The organism is Candidatus Neomarinimicrobiota bacterium (genome assembly GCA_021157965.1).
Classification (GTDB): Bacteria; Fidelibacterota; Fidelibacteria; order Fidelibacterales; family Fidelibacteraceae; genus Fidelibacter.
Genome location: JAGGVO010000057.1, coordinates 78,452 through 94,331, shown reverse-complemented (window position 1 = coordinate 94,331; position 15,880 = coordinate 78,452). Strand labels below are relative to the sequence as shown.

General features: G+C 44.6%; 14 protein-coding genes. 12 read left to right on the top strand and 2 right to left on the bottom strand.

All coding sequences use genetic code 11. The features are described 5' to 3' along the window. Positions 1 to 14: 14 nt before the first annotated feature. Both J7K63_09305 and J7K63_09300 read right to left on the bottom strand, forming a co-directional pair. Positions 15 to 731: a polyprenol monophosphomannose synthase gene (locus J7K63_09305; GenBank protein MCD6235218.1), complete on the bottom strand. Its 717-nt coding sequence runs from the start codon at positions 729 to 731 to the stop codon at positions 15 to 17. Then, entirely contained in the window at positions 728 to 1,621 is an 894-nt protein-coding gene (locus J7K63_09300; protein ID MCD6235217.1) for an SDR family oxidoreductase, read from the bottom strand. The genes J7K63_09305 and J7K63_09300 overlap by 4 nt, the downstream gene beginning before the upstream one ends. 168 nt (positions 1,622 to 1,789) lie before the next feature. Between J7K63_09300 and J7K63_09295 the strand changes: the two genes are divergently transcribed. The 12 genes from J7K63_09295 (at position 1,790) to J7K63_09240 (ending at position 15,842) form a co-directional block, all read left to right on the top strand. Next, positions 1,790 to 4,360: a sodium-translocating pyrophosphatase gene (locus J7K63_09295; protein ID MCD6235216.1), complete on the top strand. Its 2,571-nt coding sequence runs from the start codon at positions 1,790 to 1,792 to the stop codon at positions 4,358 to 4,360. 214 nt (positions 4,361 to 4,574) lie between these two features. Then, complete coding sequence (locus J7K63_09290; GenBank protein ID MCD6235215.1) at positions 4,575 to 7,508, top strand: hypothetical protein; 2,934 nt, start codon at positions 4,575 to 4,577, stop codon at positions 7,506 to 7,508. A gap of 1 nt (position 7,509) precedes the next feature. After that, a complete protein-coding gene (locus J7K63_09285; protein ID MCD6235214.1) occupies positions 7,510 to 9,150 on the top strand; it encodes a hypothetical protein in 1,641 nt (546 codons plus the stop codon). 146 nt (positions 9,151 to 9,296) lie between these two features. Continuing rightward, positions 9,297 to 11,372 carry an ATP-binding cassette domain-containing protein gene (locus J7K63_09280; protein ID MCD6235213.1) on the top strand — a complete coding sequence of 692 codons (2,076 nt, stop codon included), beginning with the start codon at positions 9,297 to 9,299 and terminating at the stop codon, positions 11,370 to 11,372. A gap of 4 nt (positions 11,373 to 11,376) precedes the next feature. Beyond that, a complete protein-coding gene (locus J7K63_09275; GenBank protein MCD6235212.1) occupies positions 11,377 to 12,045 on the top strand; it encodes a hypothetical protein in 669 nt (222 codons plus the stop codon). Continuing rightward, the gene (locus J7K63_09270) at positions 12,026 to 12,583 is read left to right on the top strand and encodes a hypothetical protein (GenBank protein ID MCD6235211.1); all 558 of its coding nucleotides are present in this window, start codon (positions 12,026 to 12,028) and stop codon (positions 12,581 to 12,583) included. The genes J7K63_09275 and J7K63_09270 overlap by 20 nt, the downstream gene beginning before the upstream one ends. Beyond that, on the top strand, positions 12,576 to 12,743 hold the full coding sequence (locus J7K63_09265; protein ID MCD6235210.1) for a hypothetical protein: 168 nt from the start codon (positions 12,576 to 12,578) through the stop codon (positions 12,741 to 12,743). The genes J7K63_09270 and J7K63_09265 overlap by 8 nt, the downstream gene beginning before the upstream one ends. Positions 12,744 to 12,814: 71 nt before the next feature. Continuing rightward, on the top strand, positions 12,815 to 13,537 hold the full coding sequence (locus J7K63_09260) for a hypothetical protein (protein ID MCD6235209.1): 723 nt from the start codon (positions 12,815 to 12,817) through the stop codon (positions 13,535 to 13,537). Then, the gene (locus tag J7K63_09255; GenBank protein ID MCD6235208.1) at positions 13,488 to 14,270 is read left to right on the top strand and encodes a transglycosylase domain-containing protein; all 783 of its coding nucleotides are present in this window, start codon (positions 13,488 to 13,490) and stop codon (positions 14,268 to 14,270) included. Before J7K63_09260 ends, J7K63_09255 begins: the two co-directional genes overlap by 50 nt. Continuing rightward, positions 14,263 to 14,757, top strand: a complete 495-nt coding sequence (locus J7K63_09250) for a hypothetical protein (protein MCD6235207.1) — start codon at positions 14,263 to 14,265, stop codon at positions 14,755 to 14,757. Before J7K63_09255 ends, J7K63_09250 begins: the two co-directional genes overlap by 8 nt. Continuing rightward, the gene (locus J7K63_09245; GenBank protein MCD6235206.1) at positions 14,741 to 15,337 is read left to right on the top strand and encodes a hypothetical protein; all 597 of its coding nucleotides are present in this window, start codon (positions 14,741 to 14,743) and stop codon (positions 15,335 to 15,337) included. Before J7K63_09250 ends, J7K63_09245 begins: the two co-directional genes overlap by 17 nt. Next, the gene (locus J7K63_09240) at positions 15,300 to 15,842 is read left to right on the top strand and encodes an N-acetylmuramoyl-L-alanine amidase (GenBank protein ID MCD6235205.1); all 543 of its coding nucleotides are present in this window, start codon (positions 15,300 to 15,302) and stop codon (positions 15,840 to 15,842) included. The genes J7K63_09245 and J7K63_09240 overlap by 38 nt, the downstream gene beginning before the upstream one ends. The last annotated feature ends 38 nt before the right edge of the window (positions 15,843 to 15,880 follow it).

Here is a 15,880-nt window from a genome sequence, read left to right as displayed (position 1 = left end):
GGGTTTTCGACGCTTTATTGTCGATGAAACAGACTGTTGAATTTTAGTTTCCAGACCATAATGACCGCTTCCCGGATGATTTTTTTTGACATTTTGGATTGTCCTACGGTACGATCAGCAAAAATAATAGGGATCTCGTGAAAACGGTAGCCCTTTTTCCATGCCCGGAAATTCATTTCGATCTGGAAAGAATATCCCTGAGATTTGATAGTGTCCAGGTCGATGTTTTCCAATACGGTACTTTTCCAGCATTTGAAGCCGGCGGTTCCGTCTTTTATCGGCAGACCCGTGATTAACCGGGTATACCAGTTGGCCCCGTAACTAAGAATCAAGCGGTGTAAGGGCCAGTTCACCACATTGATTCCTGAAACATAACGGCTTCCGATGACCCAGTCATATTCTTCTGCCACCTTAAAAAGTTTAACCAGATCTTTCGGGTCGTGAGAATAATCGGCGTCCATCTGGGCAATCAGATCATATCCGCGATCCAGTGCATAATGGAATCCTTTGATGTAGGCTGTACCTAAACCCAGTTTTCCGGGCCGGACAATCAGATGAAGTCCATCATCTTTATTTTGCATATCCCGGATCAAATCGGCTGTTCCGTCAGGAGAGTTGTCATCCACAATCAGAATATCCAGCGGATTCAGCCCTAAATTCTGGATGTCCCGGATCAGATTGCCGACATTGGCTTTTTCATTGTACGTTGGAATAATGACGATGCGTTTCAATAACCTGTTTCCTTTATGCGTTTTAGGATTGTTTTCAAGGGTGTCAGCGGGATGTCCGGCAAGGATTGCAACCGACTGATATCCAGTCCGCCTCTTAAAGGCCGTGGAGCTGCCAATGCCAGACGGTTTGTCGTGATGGGATGAATCAACGTCCTGTCCAGATGAAAAATGTCACTGACAAGACAGGCAAATTCATACCGGTTCAAATAATCAGGCCCCCCGTAATTTATAACTCCTGTAACCTCCAGCTGATCTAATTGTTTCACGGCCAATGCCATATCATTACTCCAGGTGGGATTATTGTATTGATCGTCCACTACATGGATCAGGTGGTTGTTTCGCAGGCTTTCCACAACCCAGCGGACAAAACTGGCCTTTTCTGTGGGACCTTTTCCAAAGAGGACATTGGTCCGGATGATCAGATGGTTTTTGAGAATACGCCGGATCTGGGATTCACCGCCTAATTTGGATAAGCCGTATATATTAATTGGGTCGGGACTTGCTGTTTCGTCGTAGGGACCGGCTTCTCCGTTGAAAAGATAGTCTGTGCTGAAGTGAATCAACTTACATGTATTCAAAGCACACCACTCCGCCAAATTGCGCGGGCCAAAGGTGTTTACTGCAAAGGCGGTGTCTACGGCTTTTTCGCAATCATCCACATTGGTAAAAGCCGCTGCATTCAGAATCAGGGATGGTTTGAATTCGTTGCACAGGGAAAAAACGGCATGTTTATCGCTGATATTCAGGGGGAAATAGGAAACACCGGGACTCAAAATATGGTCGTGAATATCCGTTGACAGGATTTTCCATGTGCCATCCCCGTAGACACGGGTCAGATGATAGCCCAATAATCCGTTCCCGCCTGTGATCAGTACTTTTTTTTCATTCATATCTTCGATGCTCAAATGATTCTAAAGAATCAATGAAATATAAGGGATTTCCTCCATGAATGAAAAGACGTTTAAACTTCTCAGCATCTCAATTTCTAAACGTTTAGTGGTTGAGATTGATCTTGAGAATCTTTAAAATCATCGTCTTGTGAAAAATAGGAGTCAATCATGCTATATGCTCTCATCATTGTTCCCCTTGGATCTATTGCAGCCCTGTTGGTTGCCTGGTACATGTATCACTGGATTTCTGGCCAGCCTGCCGGCCATGAACGGATACAGGTCATTGCCGGTTATATCCGGGAAGGGGCTATTGCCTATCTGAAACAGCAATACAAAACTTCGGGAATCTTCTTTTTGGCGGCCTTTATTCTCTTATTCATTTTTGCTTTTGGATTTGGAGCCCTTTCAGGATTTGTGCCTTTCGCCTTTTTAACCGGAGCGTTTTTCTCCGGTCTCAGTGGTTTTATCGGCATGATGACTTCTACAAAAACCTCCAGCCGGACAACTCATGCTGCAGAATCCTCTCTGAATAATGCCCTGAAAATTTCTTTCAGAGGCGGATCCGTGTTGGGACTTGTGGTAGTTGGACTCGGGTTGCTGGATATGATCGTGTGGTTTGTCATTCTTGAAATGACGGTGAATATTCCCAATCCCGTGGAAAAGCTCCAGATTATTACTACAACCATGCTGAGTTTCGGCTTCGGTGCCTCGGCCCAGGCTCTCTTTGCCCGTGTCGGTGGAGGTATTTTCACCAAGGCGGCAGATATGGGAGCCGACCTGGTGGGTAAAGTGGAAGCGGGAATCCCCGAGGATGATCCCCGGAATCCGGCCGTGATTGCCGACAACGTGGGGGATAATGTGGGGGATGTGGCCGGTATGGGTGCAGACCTTTACGAGTCGTATGTCGGATCTACACTGGGCGCCGCAGCTCTGGCCGTGAGTGCTTTTGCGGGGACGGATTTCCTCTATCAGGCGGTGACCCTTCCAATGATCATTGCCGCCCTTGGGACATTGGCTTCCATTTTCGGGATTTATTTCGTCCGGGCCAAAGAGCAGACAGAGCAAATTGGTCTCCTGAATGCCATAAATAGAGGAATTAACTTTTCATCCATCATCACATTGGGGCTCAGTGCCCTTGTTATCCATTTCCTGATTCCCGGCTATTTCTGGTCCCTCTTTTTACCCATTATTTCCGGGCTGGCTGTGGGTGTGGCCATTGGGTATACCACTGATTACTATACCAATGCAGCCTTTTCTCCGGTGAAACGCATTGCCGATCAGGCCCGAACCGGCCATGCCACGGTGATTACTTCCGGACTCTCTGTGGGATTCATTTCAACAGCCCCCACCTTTATTTTCATTGTGGTGGGGATGTTCCTCGCGTTCTGGACCGGTGGTGGTTTTCAGAATTTTTCTTCGGGACTTTTTGCTATCGGACTTGCTTCCGTCGGAATGCTCTCAACACTGGGGATCAATCTGGCAACGGACGGCTTCGGTCCTATTGCCGATAATGCAGGGGGACTGGCAGAAATGGCGGGAATGCCCAGCCAGACCCGGAAACGGACCGATGCCCTGGATGAACTGGGTAATTCAACGGCCGCCCGGGGGAAAGGCCTCTGTGTCGGTGCTGCTGCTCTGACGGCTGTGACCCTGATTGCTGCATTTATCGAAACGATCCGGGCAGCTCTTATGGGAATGAATATCGATATTATCTCCCTGGATGCCGTGGATATCCATATTAAAGATGCCAATGTCCTGCAGATTCTGGACTACCTGGGAGCTTCCATTATGGATATCCGCTTTATTATCGGACTTTTTATCGGAGGGATTCTCTGTACTTCCTTTATCAGTAAAACCATCGATGCCGTTTCCCGGGCTGCCGGTGAAATGATTGATGAAGTCCGCCGGCAGTTTCATGATATTAAAGGTGTGATGACCGGTGAAACACCTCCGGATTACAGCAGCTGTGTACGGATTTCCACTAAAGCTGCCCAGAAAAAAATGGTAAGTCCCGCCATGATTGTTATTCTCACTCCGATTCTTACAGGATTCCTCCTGGGGCCTATCGCTGTTATCGGACTTCTCCTCGGAAACCTGCTTGTGGGTATTATCCTCGCTATTTTTATGGCCAACGCCGGAGGTGCCTGGGATAATGCGAAAAAATATATCGAACGATCCAAATCTGAACTACGCTTCCAGATTGAGGACGGGATTAAAGCCATTTCAAAACGCGGACTCTGGCCTTTTTATCTGACCCACGAAACCAACCGCTTCCTTTATGAATTGGTGAACATGAATCCTCTGGCCTTTTCCATTGATGAAGAGGTTTCCGATTATATGGGACACATTATCGAATATGTCCAGGATGAATATGTGAAAAAGGGAAAAGATTTGAAACCGCTTATTGCATGTTATGGATCCCGGGATGTTAAACCCTCAGAGGATGAAACCCTCCACGAGTTCTGGGAAAAATTGAACCGGGATGACAAATTCATGTTCCGGGAATTTCTTAAACTCTCACATGAGGATCAGGATGTCCTTATGTCTATGCGTGAGATGAATGCGAAATTCAGGACGGTGATGGAAAGTTATCATGCTGCCGTCACAGGAGATACAGTGGGAGATCCTTTGAAGGATACCAGCGGCCCCTCTTTGGATATTGCTATCAAATTGGCGACCATGGTGAGTATTATCACGATCGGACTCATTCTCCGGTTTAATCTGGCGCAGTATTTATGAATCGACAGTGATATGTTATGCATATCACAAAGAGGCAGGGAAACCTGCCTCTTTGTCTTTATTCACAATTAATAAATTGAAAAGGATCATGATCATGTTATATTTAAGGGTATTTTTGTAACGGTGAAGCAATTCACGGGACTTATCACACATCACATTCTTTTGCTGAAAAATGTGGTAATTTCTGTTAAATGAATTCAAAACGGAGACATAGATGAATATGATAAAAAGTGCGGCACTTATAATAACCATCATGATGCTGGTCGGTTGTATGGAGATCAATACGAATCCTTCGCTCCCCCAATGGGAGGTGGACGTGGATGCTCCCATCACAAAGGTGGTTGTTAAAGCAGAAGATATTATCCCCGAAGATTCTTTGATTCACAAGGAAGCTGTCATGGGAGAGGATGGCTTTCAATACGTTTTTAAAGACACGATGGATATTGACGAACAGGAAGTGGGGGATCAGCTTAAACTCGATGCCATCAGTCCTCAGACTATCTCTCAAAGTGTGGACGATATCACGGTGGAAGGGACCAATAAAAACTTTGAATTCAAATTCGACACCGTCGGTGTGGACCCCATTGCCAACGGCACCCTTTCTGAACTGGGTAACATTGAACTGAATGATACAGACCCTGCATCTACACCCGATATTACCATGACGGAAGTTTTCCCCGACTTACCTGAGGATGAACAGAGTTATACCATCCCCCAGGGGACCGATTTTGATCCCATCGAAAAAAATATAGAATTTACCAATTTTTCGACTGCCACGTTTGTCAATGGTGAGCTGGAAGTAAAGATTGTAAATAACCTGGTTGTAGAACTCGGTTATCCGATTCAGGTGGAATTGCTGAAGACCGATCTTACACCCATTGGGTCAGGACTGGTTGCCACCTGGAATACAGGTGTGATGCCCGGGGATTCCAGCAGTCGCATTATTGATATATCCGGGGAAACTCTTCCCGGAAATATGACCGTCCGGGTCTCAGGGAAAATCGCCGGCAGTGGTGAAGCCAGCGGTGTGGTTGATGAATCGGTCCGCAACTCGTTCTTTGTAATTAAATCCCAGGCCCGGAATCTGGTGGTTTCACAGGCGACGGCGATTGTACCGGAGCAGGTGATTGATACCACAAGTTCCATTACCCTGGCAGCTGAAGAAAAAAATAAAGTCCAGCGGGCTGTAATTGAAGAAGGGAATCTTGGAATTATAATCCAAAATGACCTGCCGGTCAATGCCGTGATCAACCTTCAGGTTTCTTCTTTGGACGTAACACCGGATCAAAGCGGTGTACAGCCTTTTGAAAGGACGATCAACGTCCTTGCAAATAAGACTACGGATGTTACTTACAATATTAATGATATGGCACTGGTTATGGATGTATCAGACCAAACGGTCTATTACTCCTACGAAATCCGTACGGAAGATACATCTCCCGACAAAGTTCTCCTGAGTAAAAATGATGCTTTTCAGGTGGATATGAGCATTTACGGAGTCTCTCCCTCTGAGAAAATTACCTTTAAACAAATTACGGGAATTGTGGAACCCCAGGATATCACTGAAAGCGGTGAAATTGATGTCAGCTCTGATTCTGAAATCCGTGAGGCTTACATATCCAGTGGATCCATTATTATCGAGGTGGATAATCAGATTAACATGACCAATGCAGCTTTGCCCAATCTGGTGCTGGATATGCCTGAATTTTTTAATACATCAGGTGATCCTATCCGGGAAGTACGAGATCTGGGACCCGGATTAACGACCATTGTGATTCCCCTGGCCAATCATACCCTTGTTCCTCAGTCCCGTCTCAGCGGATCAGAGCTGAAACAATTTATTACTTACCAATCACATGTCACCACTCCGGCGGATGAATTAGGTTCCTATAATGTGACCGATTCCATCCGTGTGAATATTCAGGTAACCGAACTGAAATTCAGTGAGGTGACAGGAAAATTTTCCCAGGAAGCCATGGTCACGGATAGTGTTATTACGCTGGATGATAATAACAAACTGGACAGGGCTGTTCTTCAGAAGGGGAACCTTAACTTGATCTTTAATAACAATATCGGGGTTATCGCCGATGTGGTTTTCCTTTTACCGGAATTGTTGAAAAACGAACAACCTTTCCGGGAAGTTATTCATTTATCGGATGACTCAGCTCCCCAGATATTCACGATCCCCCTGGACGGGTATGTTCTGGATTTGGATTACATCTCACCGGATGTGGATCAGCAGATTGCCTACCGTTCCACGATCAGTCTTCCCGTCGATTCGGTAATGACTCTTTCACTAAACCAGGAAATCAGGGTGGATGTCGAACTGACGGATATGACTTTTAAAGAAATAACAGGATATATTGATACCGTAACTGTAGATATTGAACCCATTGAACAGTCCATTACCTCTCTTCCGGAGGAGTTGAAAAATGTGGATTTTGCCGATGTCTCCATCCAAGTCGTGTTTGAGTCACCAATTAATGTTCCGGTCTATCTGGATTTGAACATTACATCGGAAAATGAAGAAGGTGAGACGGTAAATGTAGCAGTAAGTCAGAATATTACAGACAATCCGGTTCTGGATATCCCTAATGCCAAGGATCTCATCAACATTTTCCCCAATAAAATCACCGCATCGGGACAGGCCCGGGTTGTGGGCGAAGGTACGGTCCGCCAGACGGATGTGGTCAAAGGGCATCTTTTCCTCTCAGCTCCCATCGCATTTGAAATTGGAGATTCCGTGTTTATTGAACTGGACGTGGAGAAAATGGATAAGAACGATATCCCGAATGAGTTTAAAAGCGCGATACTGAATGCAAGAGTGAATAATCTGTTCAGATTCGGCGCCGAGGTGACCGTCTGGGGAAGTCCTGATTCCAACTTCCTGAAAATTCCGGATCATCCTGATGTGATAGAAATTGCCCGGCTGGATGTGAATGCCGCCGACACTTCGCTTCAGGTTCTTGAACTCGGTGAAGATGTCATCGAATTCCTGAAAGAGGGGGGATATATGAAAACCGATGTCCGTCTGAAGGGACCGGAGGACGGTTCAACAGCACGGCTTTTAACGACCGATTCTATGACAGTATGGCTTTACGGGACATTCAAGGCGCAAATCGGCGGAGAGGATGAGGAGAATGATTGAGATGATTAAGAATAAGACTAAAAATAAAATTGAGATTGGAAGAGGGCTTGTATTGTTGATAGCCGGGTTTCTTCTACTGGGATCGGGAAGTCTTTTTGCCCAGAAGGCGGTAAATACCGGTGACACATCCCTGGAAGAGGTTCGTGAACGGGCCGATAAGGCTTTCGAAGAACTGGATCGTGAGATGGATGAATCGCAGGCAGAGGAAGAAGTCTACGATATGTCCGGTCAGAATTTTCTGGAAAAAGACACTTCCGATAATAAACAGGCCACAGAACAGGATGTAAATGTTTGGGAGCCGGAAAAGCAGCCGGTATCTCTTGCCTCTGCTTCGTCGGTTATAAAAGAAGACGGATCGGATGTTGCAGATTCCTATACGGATATCGTCTATAAACGAACATTCCGCCAGCCGGCAGCGTTACAGGGCAATCCGGCAAACCTTGGGATTGATCATGAGTCCATGGTTTCCCTCTCTCTCGTTGCACCCATGGTGAATATGGATTTCCAATTCTCCAACGGTGCACTTACCGTGGCGAATTATAACGATTTCGTGTCCCGGGATATACTGACTTTTGAAGATCGGGAATACTTTGCCGGACTGTTTGAAGAAAATGGCCTGCCTTTCTATTCACAGATATCCTTCCCAACTCTTTTTGCTCTGAGGGTGGGCCCCGTTTTTTTTAATAGCGGTGTCCATGTCGGGGTCTCCGGAACACTCCCCGGTGAAATCCTGGTCATTCCATTCCTGGGAAATCAGGCACCGGGTTTCAGTTTCGGCAATTCCATTACCAATATGGAAACATCGGCTGAAGTTTATGCCTATATAAGGAATTCACTGGGTATGGGACACACCATCAGCCAGTATATACCCATCGTTCGGGATATTGTGGATATCCGGGTCGGACTGGCCGTGAATGCCTATCTGGGAGGATTCAGTCTGGCTGAAGCCCATGATGTGGTTATCGGTGTGGATGAAACCTCTGTTCAAACCGCCGGAATTGCAAGCTACAGCTTTGTAAATCCTGATGCCGATGTTGAAGTGGCTGGACCAACCTTTGGCTTTGATTTCGGCGTGGGTGCAAAACTGAAGGATTTTCTGCCCATTCCCTTTGTGGCAAACCGGGTGGATGTCCAGCTTTCTTTCCTCGATCTTGGAGCAAGCGTCAACAGCTCCAATATGATTAAAAAAGAGTATCGATGGGATGCATGTATTGAAGACCCCGTTGGTACATTTTCCGAAGACGATCTGGATGTGGATTCCCTGCTGAATGCCAGCCATACAACTCTTGATTCGAACTTCGTTATGACCGAAAACCTGGCTTCCCGCATGAAGCTGGATTTGACATGGCAACCTATATCCGTATTGATGGTTCGCACAGGTTTAACTGCCTTTTTGAATGAAGGCCTGGGATATGAAGAATCCCCCCGGACATATCTTGAACTGGATATTTTTCCGTTGAAATGGCTTATGCTGAATCTGGGGGCCGGTTTTACCAATGGCAACGGGTACCTGAAAACAGGCATTGGGTTTAATACCCGGATCTGGGATATGGGTATTTATACCTATTCGCTGGGAAGTGCCGGATTTACAGACAATATCCGGGGATTTGGATTCAAACTGGTGAATAACTGGTATTTTTAACTTCTGCTAATTTTTATAATTTTTTTTCATAAAAACCCGGTGTTATCCGGGTTTTTGCTTTTAGTTGAGAATCTGTAGAAATTTTGTTGGGTTGATTTATTATTGTAAATAGAATAAAATATTTACAGGAAGATAGTTATAGAAAAATGATTATTAACTATTTCAAATATCCTGTCGTGAAACAGCATCAGACTTCGGACTGCGGGCCGGCTTGTCTTTTAAGTCTGATTCGCTATTTTGGCGGTTATGCTTATCTGGATAAGCTTCGTCTATTGTGTCATACTGATTATAAAGGATGTCGATTATATGATTTGAAGCAGGCGGCCGAAAAAACAGGCTTGAAATGTTCCGCGTTCCGGATTGAAAAAGGGAAATATCCGAAAGTTGAGTTGCCTGTCATCCTTCATTGCGAACTCCCGGAACATCTTGCCCATTATGTGATAGTCTATGCTCACAAAAAGGGCCGGTTTTTAATTGGGGATCCGGCAAAAGGTCTTTACTGGCTGGATCAGAAGGATCTGGACTCCCTGTGGAAAAGCAGGGTTTTGATGACTGTGCAGTGTGTTTCCCCTTACCGGGACCCGGATTATTTATCTGACGGGGAGTGGCTTTTATCCTATGTCAGGAAATATGCAGATCACGTTCTTCAAATTCTTTTCTGTGGCTTGATTTCGATTTTTGCAGGTTTTTTCACGGCATTTCTGATCAGGACTGTAACAGAACGTGTTATTCCCCATCAGGATAAACAACTATTATTAATAAGTCTTGTTTTTCTGGCATGTTTTCTGCTCATCAGAAGTGCTGTATCTTATATCCGGAATCTTCTTTTTTACCGGCACGGAAAAATTCTTTTTAAGGATATTTTTCAGGAATCCATTGCCCACTTTACTCATCTTCCATATTCGATTATAACACGATTCAGTACCGGTGAAATGACTTCTCGGTTTCTGGATATTTTTCGGATACAGTCGTTTTACCAGTTTACTCTTTTGCAGGGATTGGCAGATGCTTTTATTTTGGCCGGAAGCCTTCTTGTAATGGTCTTTTTCTCTCCTTTTTTGGCAGGATTATCCACCTTGCATGTTCTGTTGTTGGCCGGGATTTTGACAGGGTTTTATCCCCGGCTTCGAAAACTTCAGAATACTATGCTTCAAAAAGGTGCTGCCTTCAGTCATGAATTGATAGAAACGATGGAGGGAATGCCGGAAATTTCTGCGTTTGGGGTACATACCTATTTTATCGGGCTGAACAGGGAAAAATATGATTCTTTTTTAAACCGGTGGAAGGAAGTGGGGTTGTTAAACAGCCGTTTATTTGTGTTTTCCGAGTGTTTTCTCGGACTGTTTCAGCTTCTGTTTATCGGTTGGGGTATCGTGAGTGTACTGAATGAACAAATATCCTTTGGCAACTGGCTTGCCGCCTTTATTCTCACGGCTAATTTTATCCCCTCCCTTTTCAGATTGATGGAAAATGCTTTAAAGGGGGCTGAAGCCCGGGAAGCGATCACACGGATCCGGGATTTGCTGGTCCATCCTGTGGAAAAATGTGATGGGAAATCCGATGATCCCACCTCGGATTTTTCTCTGGATCTCCGGAACTGCACTTTCCAATGGCCAAAATATCACCCTCTTTTTGAAAAAATCAGTTTTTCGCTCCGGAAAGGATCCCTGATACAGATTTCCGGTGACAATGGGACAGGAAAAACAACCTTGGTCCATTCCATCCTGCGTCAGTATCAATTTTGTGAAGGGGATATGTACTGGAATGGGAAACCTGTCATGATGACGGATGTTGCGGATTACCGGCGGCATTTTGGCTTGGTCAGCCAGGATGTGAAAATTTTCAACATGACACTGTGGGATAATATTTCCCTGGGACGAAAACCGGAGGATTATCGCTGGCTGAATGATATGCACCGGGATTTCAACTGGTTTTTTCAAAAATTTGAATATGGTCTTCTGACGATTCTTGGAGAAGGACACCTCCGGCTCTCCGGGGGAGAAAAGCAAATCGTGGGACTTCTTCGGGCTATCTTCGAAGAGCCGGAGGTCCTGATTCTGGATGAGTGTTTCAATTCTCTGGACCATATGACCCGTCAATGGGTTCTGAAATGGATCAAAGTGTATGCCGGAAACCATGCGGTCATTCTTATCAGCCACGATACCCAGATTACGGATCTGGCTCATACCGTTGTGGACCTGAAAAGAGAATACGTCGGGTGATGCTATGTTTATGATTGCTTATCAATCTTTTTTCAAACGCATGAAGTCTGTTCCCTGGAGTGGATTTCTTATCCTGTGGTCCGTTTTATCTATGGCGTTTGTCTGGATTTATCAGGATCATTTCACAACACGCCAAACAGTGGAACAGCTCCTGGGAGAGCAGTTTTCCCCAGTATATATTGACCTGATTTTCGCACGGATCCGGGATATAACTTACTGGACATTGCTGTTTATCCCTTTTTTCATTCTTATCCGTATCACTTTGATGGCACTTCTGGTTCACCTCTTTTTTATGATTATGCAAATATGGATTCCTTTTAAAAAGGTTTTTCATGCCATGTTGCCTGCATTTGGCATTTTAATTCTCAGGGATTTTTCAAAATTGATACCCCTGTTCAATCCGTTTACTGCAGGTGATATGCTTCCGGAAGTACTCACAGTTCCCCTTTCTCTCGGTTCAATCGTATCGATCAATCGCTATCCTATGCTGAATAAACTTCTGAATGCCTTCAATTGTTTTGAGGGGTTGTGGCTTATATGGGTTGTTTTGACCCTGACCGTCTGGACCGGTTTAAAAATCAGAAAAATTGTTTTTCCGCTACTGACAGCCCGTTTGCTGGGTGTAATCCTCATGTGGGGATTGGGAGTTTTCTATGAAATCTACATGCTGTAAAGCAGGTTATTCACCTCCCGGGGCCGTGTGGCTTGTCCTGATCCTTGCGGCCAGTTTTCTGTTTATCTTTCAGGTTGTAAAAAATGAAATGCCCCCGGGGGAATTGTCTTCTTTTTCATACCACTCGGTTTCGGGTCAAAAGACTTTTGTCCCTGAAAGGGGGAAATTTAAAATCGTTATCCTTTTCTCCATGAACTGTCCGTATTGTATGCAATATCTTGCACGCCTGAACCGTATGAGAGAGAGGTTGCCTGATCAGCAGTATGGCCTGTTTACCACAGATAAAACCCTTTTTACTTCGGCATTGTATAAGTCATGGGTTTCACTCCGGCAGGATTCGCGGTTTACGGCAGGAATTCTGGATATTAGCACGGCATACACTTGTTTTGGAGATCCTCCTTTGCCGGTCACATTTATTTATGATGGTGAGAATAAATATGTCCATTCACTGCGCGGTGACAGGAATATTCGGGAACTCCTGAAATGGATTCCGGCGGGAAACAAGAAACATAAACGAAAGGGGGTCGGAAATGAATGAACTTACCTTGAACGAGATGATGGAGTACACGGGAGGATACCTGCCCGGGTCTTATCTTGCCTGTCTGGCTGGGATTATCACCCTGGGCTTTGGTATCTTCACATCACAGGGAATGGTCATGAATATCGGAACGTCGCTTATCTTCCGGTATTGTGACTAAAATCCCGGGGGCGCGCCGGGAGAGCCGAAAACGGCTCTCCCGGTTTTAAAAGAAACAAAGAGGGAAGAAATATGTGTTTTATCAAACGATTACGGGTTGAATTTTTGTCCTGTCTGATTTTCTGGCTTATGATGGCACCTGTCCTGACAGCTTCGGACCCGGACGACTCCATATCCTGCAAATGGGTTCTAAAGCAACGGAATAGAAATGATTATCTGACAATTACTATTCATGACACTCTGGTGGATTCGCTGGATTGTCTACGCTATCGTGAAATCTTTACTGCTTCACCTCTTGGCGGTGTGGATGTCATTTTTAACCGGAAGACGGGTGAGCCGGTGTGGTTCCGGATCCCTGCTTTGGGAGAGGAAGTAAAGGTGGATTACAGTAAAAACGAATATCTCGTGAATAAACGGATGAAAGATAAATCCTATACCATGCATACCCCCTTCGAGAGAGTGGCTTTTCCCTCTTACGCCCGTTTTGCCCGCCTCTTGTATCATTCGCCCCCTACAGACAATCCCATTGAGTTCTATCTGTATAATGGTAAAACGGTTCCTTACCTCTATGAAGCGGCAGGTATGGATACACTCAATTTTCAAAATCGAAAAATCCCATGCCGTAAATGGCATGTTAGTATGAAGGCAAGCCCTTTGATGGGACAGGAAGATTATGTCTGGATAAAAGACAATCCGCCAGTTGAAATCATGAAAGTGAAATTTATTACCCGGATTGGTAAAGTGCTTGGCTTTTCTCTGGGAAAAAATACGGCAGTCTTTGAAAGAGTATACTAAGAAATCGAAATATGTAACAGGTGTAGTGCTATTTCTGATTGCTCTGGTTGCTGTCTACATCGGGATATGGTTCCGCAGGGCCCTGATTTTGAAGGACTCCTCCCTGCCTGAATTGAGCCGGTTAATCCGGAAATCGGCCTATCTGAAGGAGAAAATAACCTGTATTTCCTCACTTGATGAGAATTGGATTCACCTGGATCAGCTTTCTGACACGATGGTTCTTCTGTTGCTGACATCAGAGGACCGCCGTTTTTATGAACACCATGGTGTGGATTTTTTCCGGATTCTGAAAATTTTATTTACTCCGAACATTTCCGGGACAGAAAAACCGGGTGGCAGTACTCTGACACAACAATTGATAAAAACTATCTGGGGCTCCTGTGACAGAACGATATGGTTCAAACTCCATGAAATGGCCGGAGTCTGGATTGTTGAATGGCTTTTAAGTAAGGATGAGATTCTTGAACTCTATATCAACTGTGTTATGTGGTCACCAAACAGTGTGGGACTCGCTTCTGCGGGGCGAGAATTGTTTGGTAAAGAAGTTGAAGAATTGCGGCCGGATGACATGATTCTGCTGGTGGCCGGTCTTCCCAATCCTGAAGCTCTGGCGGAATTTATCAAACGGAGCAAACAAAACCGGCGCCTTTTGAATCGTATCCAACGCCTGAAATCAGAAGCCGTTTCCATGGGTATCTCTCTCGAAAGCAGAAAGGGAAATGTTTATGAATAAGAAAATGCATTACCTGATTTTGATTTTATTGTTTTTATGGTTACTGCTGCTTTTGTACCGTCACAAGGAATTGACCCGATGCCTTCTCCATGCTGAACGTTCGGCAACAGAACTGCTCAGCCTGGAAAATCTCAGAGCCCGCTATCTGATAACACCTGTGGACTCGCTTTTTGAAACCGGAAGTGGCGAAGGTTTGCTTTTAATGATAAACCGGGATGAAAATTCGCAGACTATTAAAAGTTATCTGCAAACACATTTTCCAGCGTGGCCATTGATTGTTGTTGCAAACCGGCAATCTCTTCCTGCCGGATGCGAGTCTTGCGATTCCCGGATTTCTTTTCCTGAATCATTGGATATCCCTTTAAACATTCTCTGTTATTACAGGAGGGATACATGCCGGTATTTTTTTCTGTATGAACCGGCAAATCCCTGGAGGCTGGCTTTGGATATGAAAATTTTGAGGAAATTCTATGAAAAAAACGCTTAAGTGGTTTGTATTTGCCATGACATTCTGTTTGATCCTGATGTTTAGTACATTGTTCAGACCATGGATAAAAAAACTCAGAACTGAAAGGTATATGTTAAAGTATGAAAATACGATACAAGAGGTGTGCAGACGATTTTCTTTATCGCCTTCAGTTTATTTCAGTGTTGTCTATGCTGAACGGCTTCATAATGTAAATCATCTGGACAAAGCAGATTTCAGCAGGGCCCGGTTGGGTTTTGATGCCTCTGTCGGATTTGCCCAGTTGAAAATTTCCACTTGTGAATGGATTGAACTCCATCATTCGGATCTTTTACCCTTTTCATCATCAAATAGCAGGTCCCATCTTATTCGACGTTTGTCTTATCCGGATACAAATATTGTGTACAGTGCTGTTTATTGTTGCCTGATCAAGGACAGATTCGAGGAACGGTTTGGGTATTCCCCTGATGTTGCAGCTCTGGGGTCTTACTATGGCCGGGGAATTGATTATGGAAAAACGATGGATCAGGAATTTTACCTGAACAAATTGGGACTTACAGCTTATGATTATTATACACATCATTTTAAGACGGATCCTTAAGCTTATATGTTGCATCGGTTTGCTCTGGGCGTGTTCAGATAATCGGGAATCGCCGGAAATCATACCAAGGGAAGCATGGAATGCACGTGATCCGGTCCATCCCCGACGGATGGAAAAAAGAAGGCGACACCATGTCCCTTTTAAAGGAATTTGCATACACTACTCCGGCTTTAGTTGTAATATAAGTCCGCATTCACTTCAGGCTTACCAAATCTTACATCTCCATTATCCGGATATAACATATCATTACATTATAAACAAAAAAGGAAATGTTTATCAGGGACGGGATATGGCTTATTTCTCCGAAACCCCGACAGGGGCGGATGAATATATCCACCTGTGTTGTGTTTCCGATATGAAATTTCAAAAAGGTATCTGGTTGCCGGAGAAACAGGCTGAATCTCTCCGTAAATTAATTCAGTATTTATACGATTTATATTATATTCCTGATAAGAATATCTTTTTTTATGACAGTACCGGTTATGAAGATTTGGATTTCATGTAAATTTCATTAACTTTTCCGTGATCGAAAGGTCATATCTA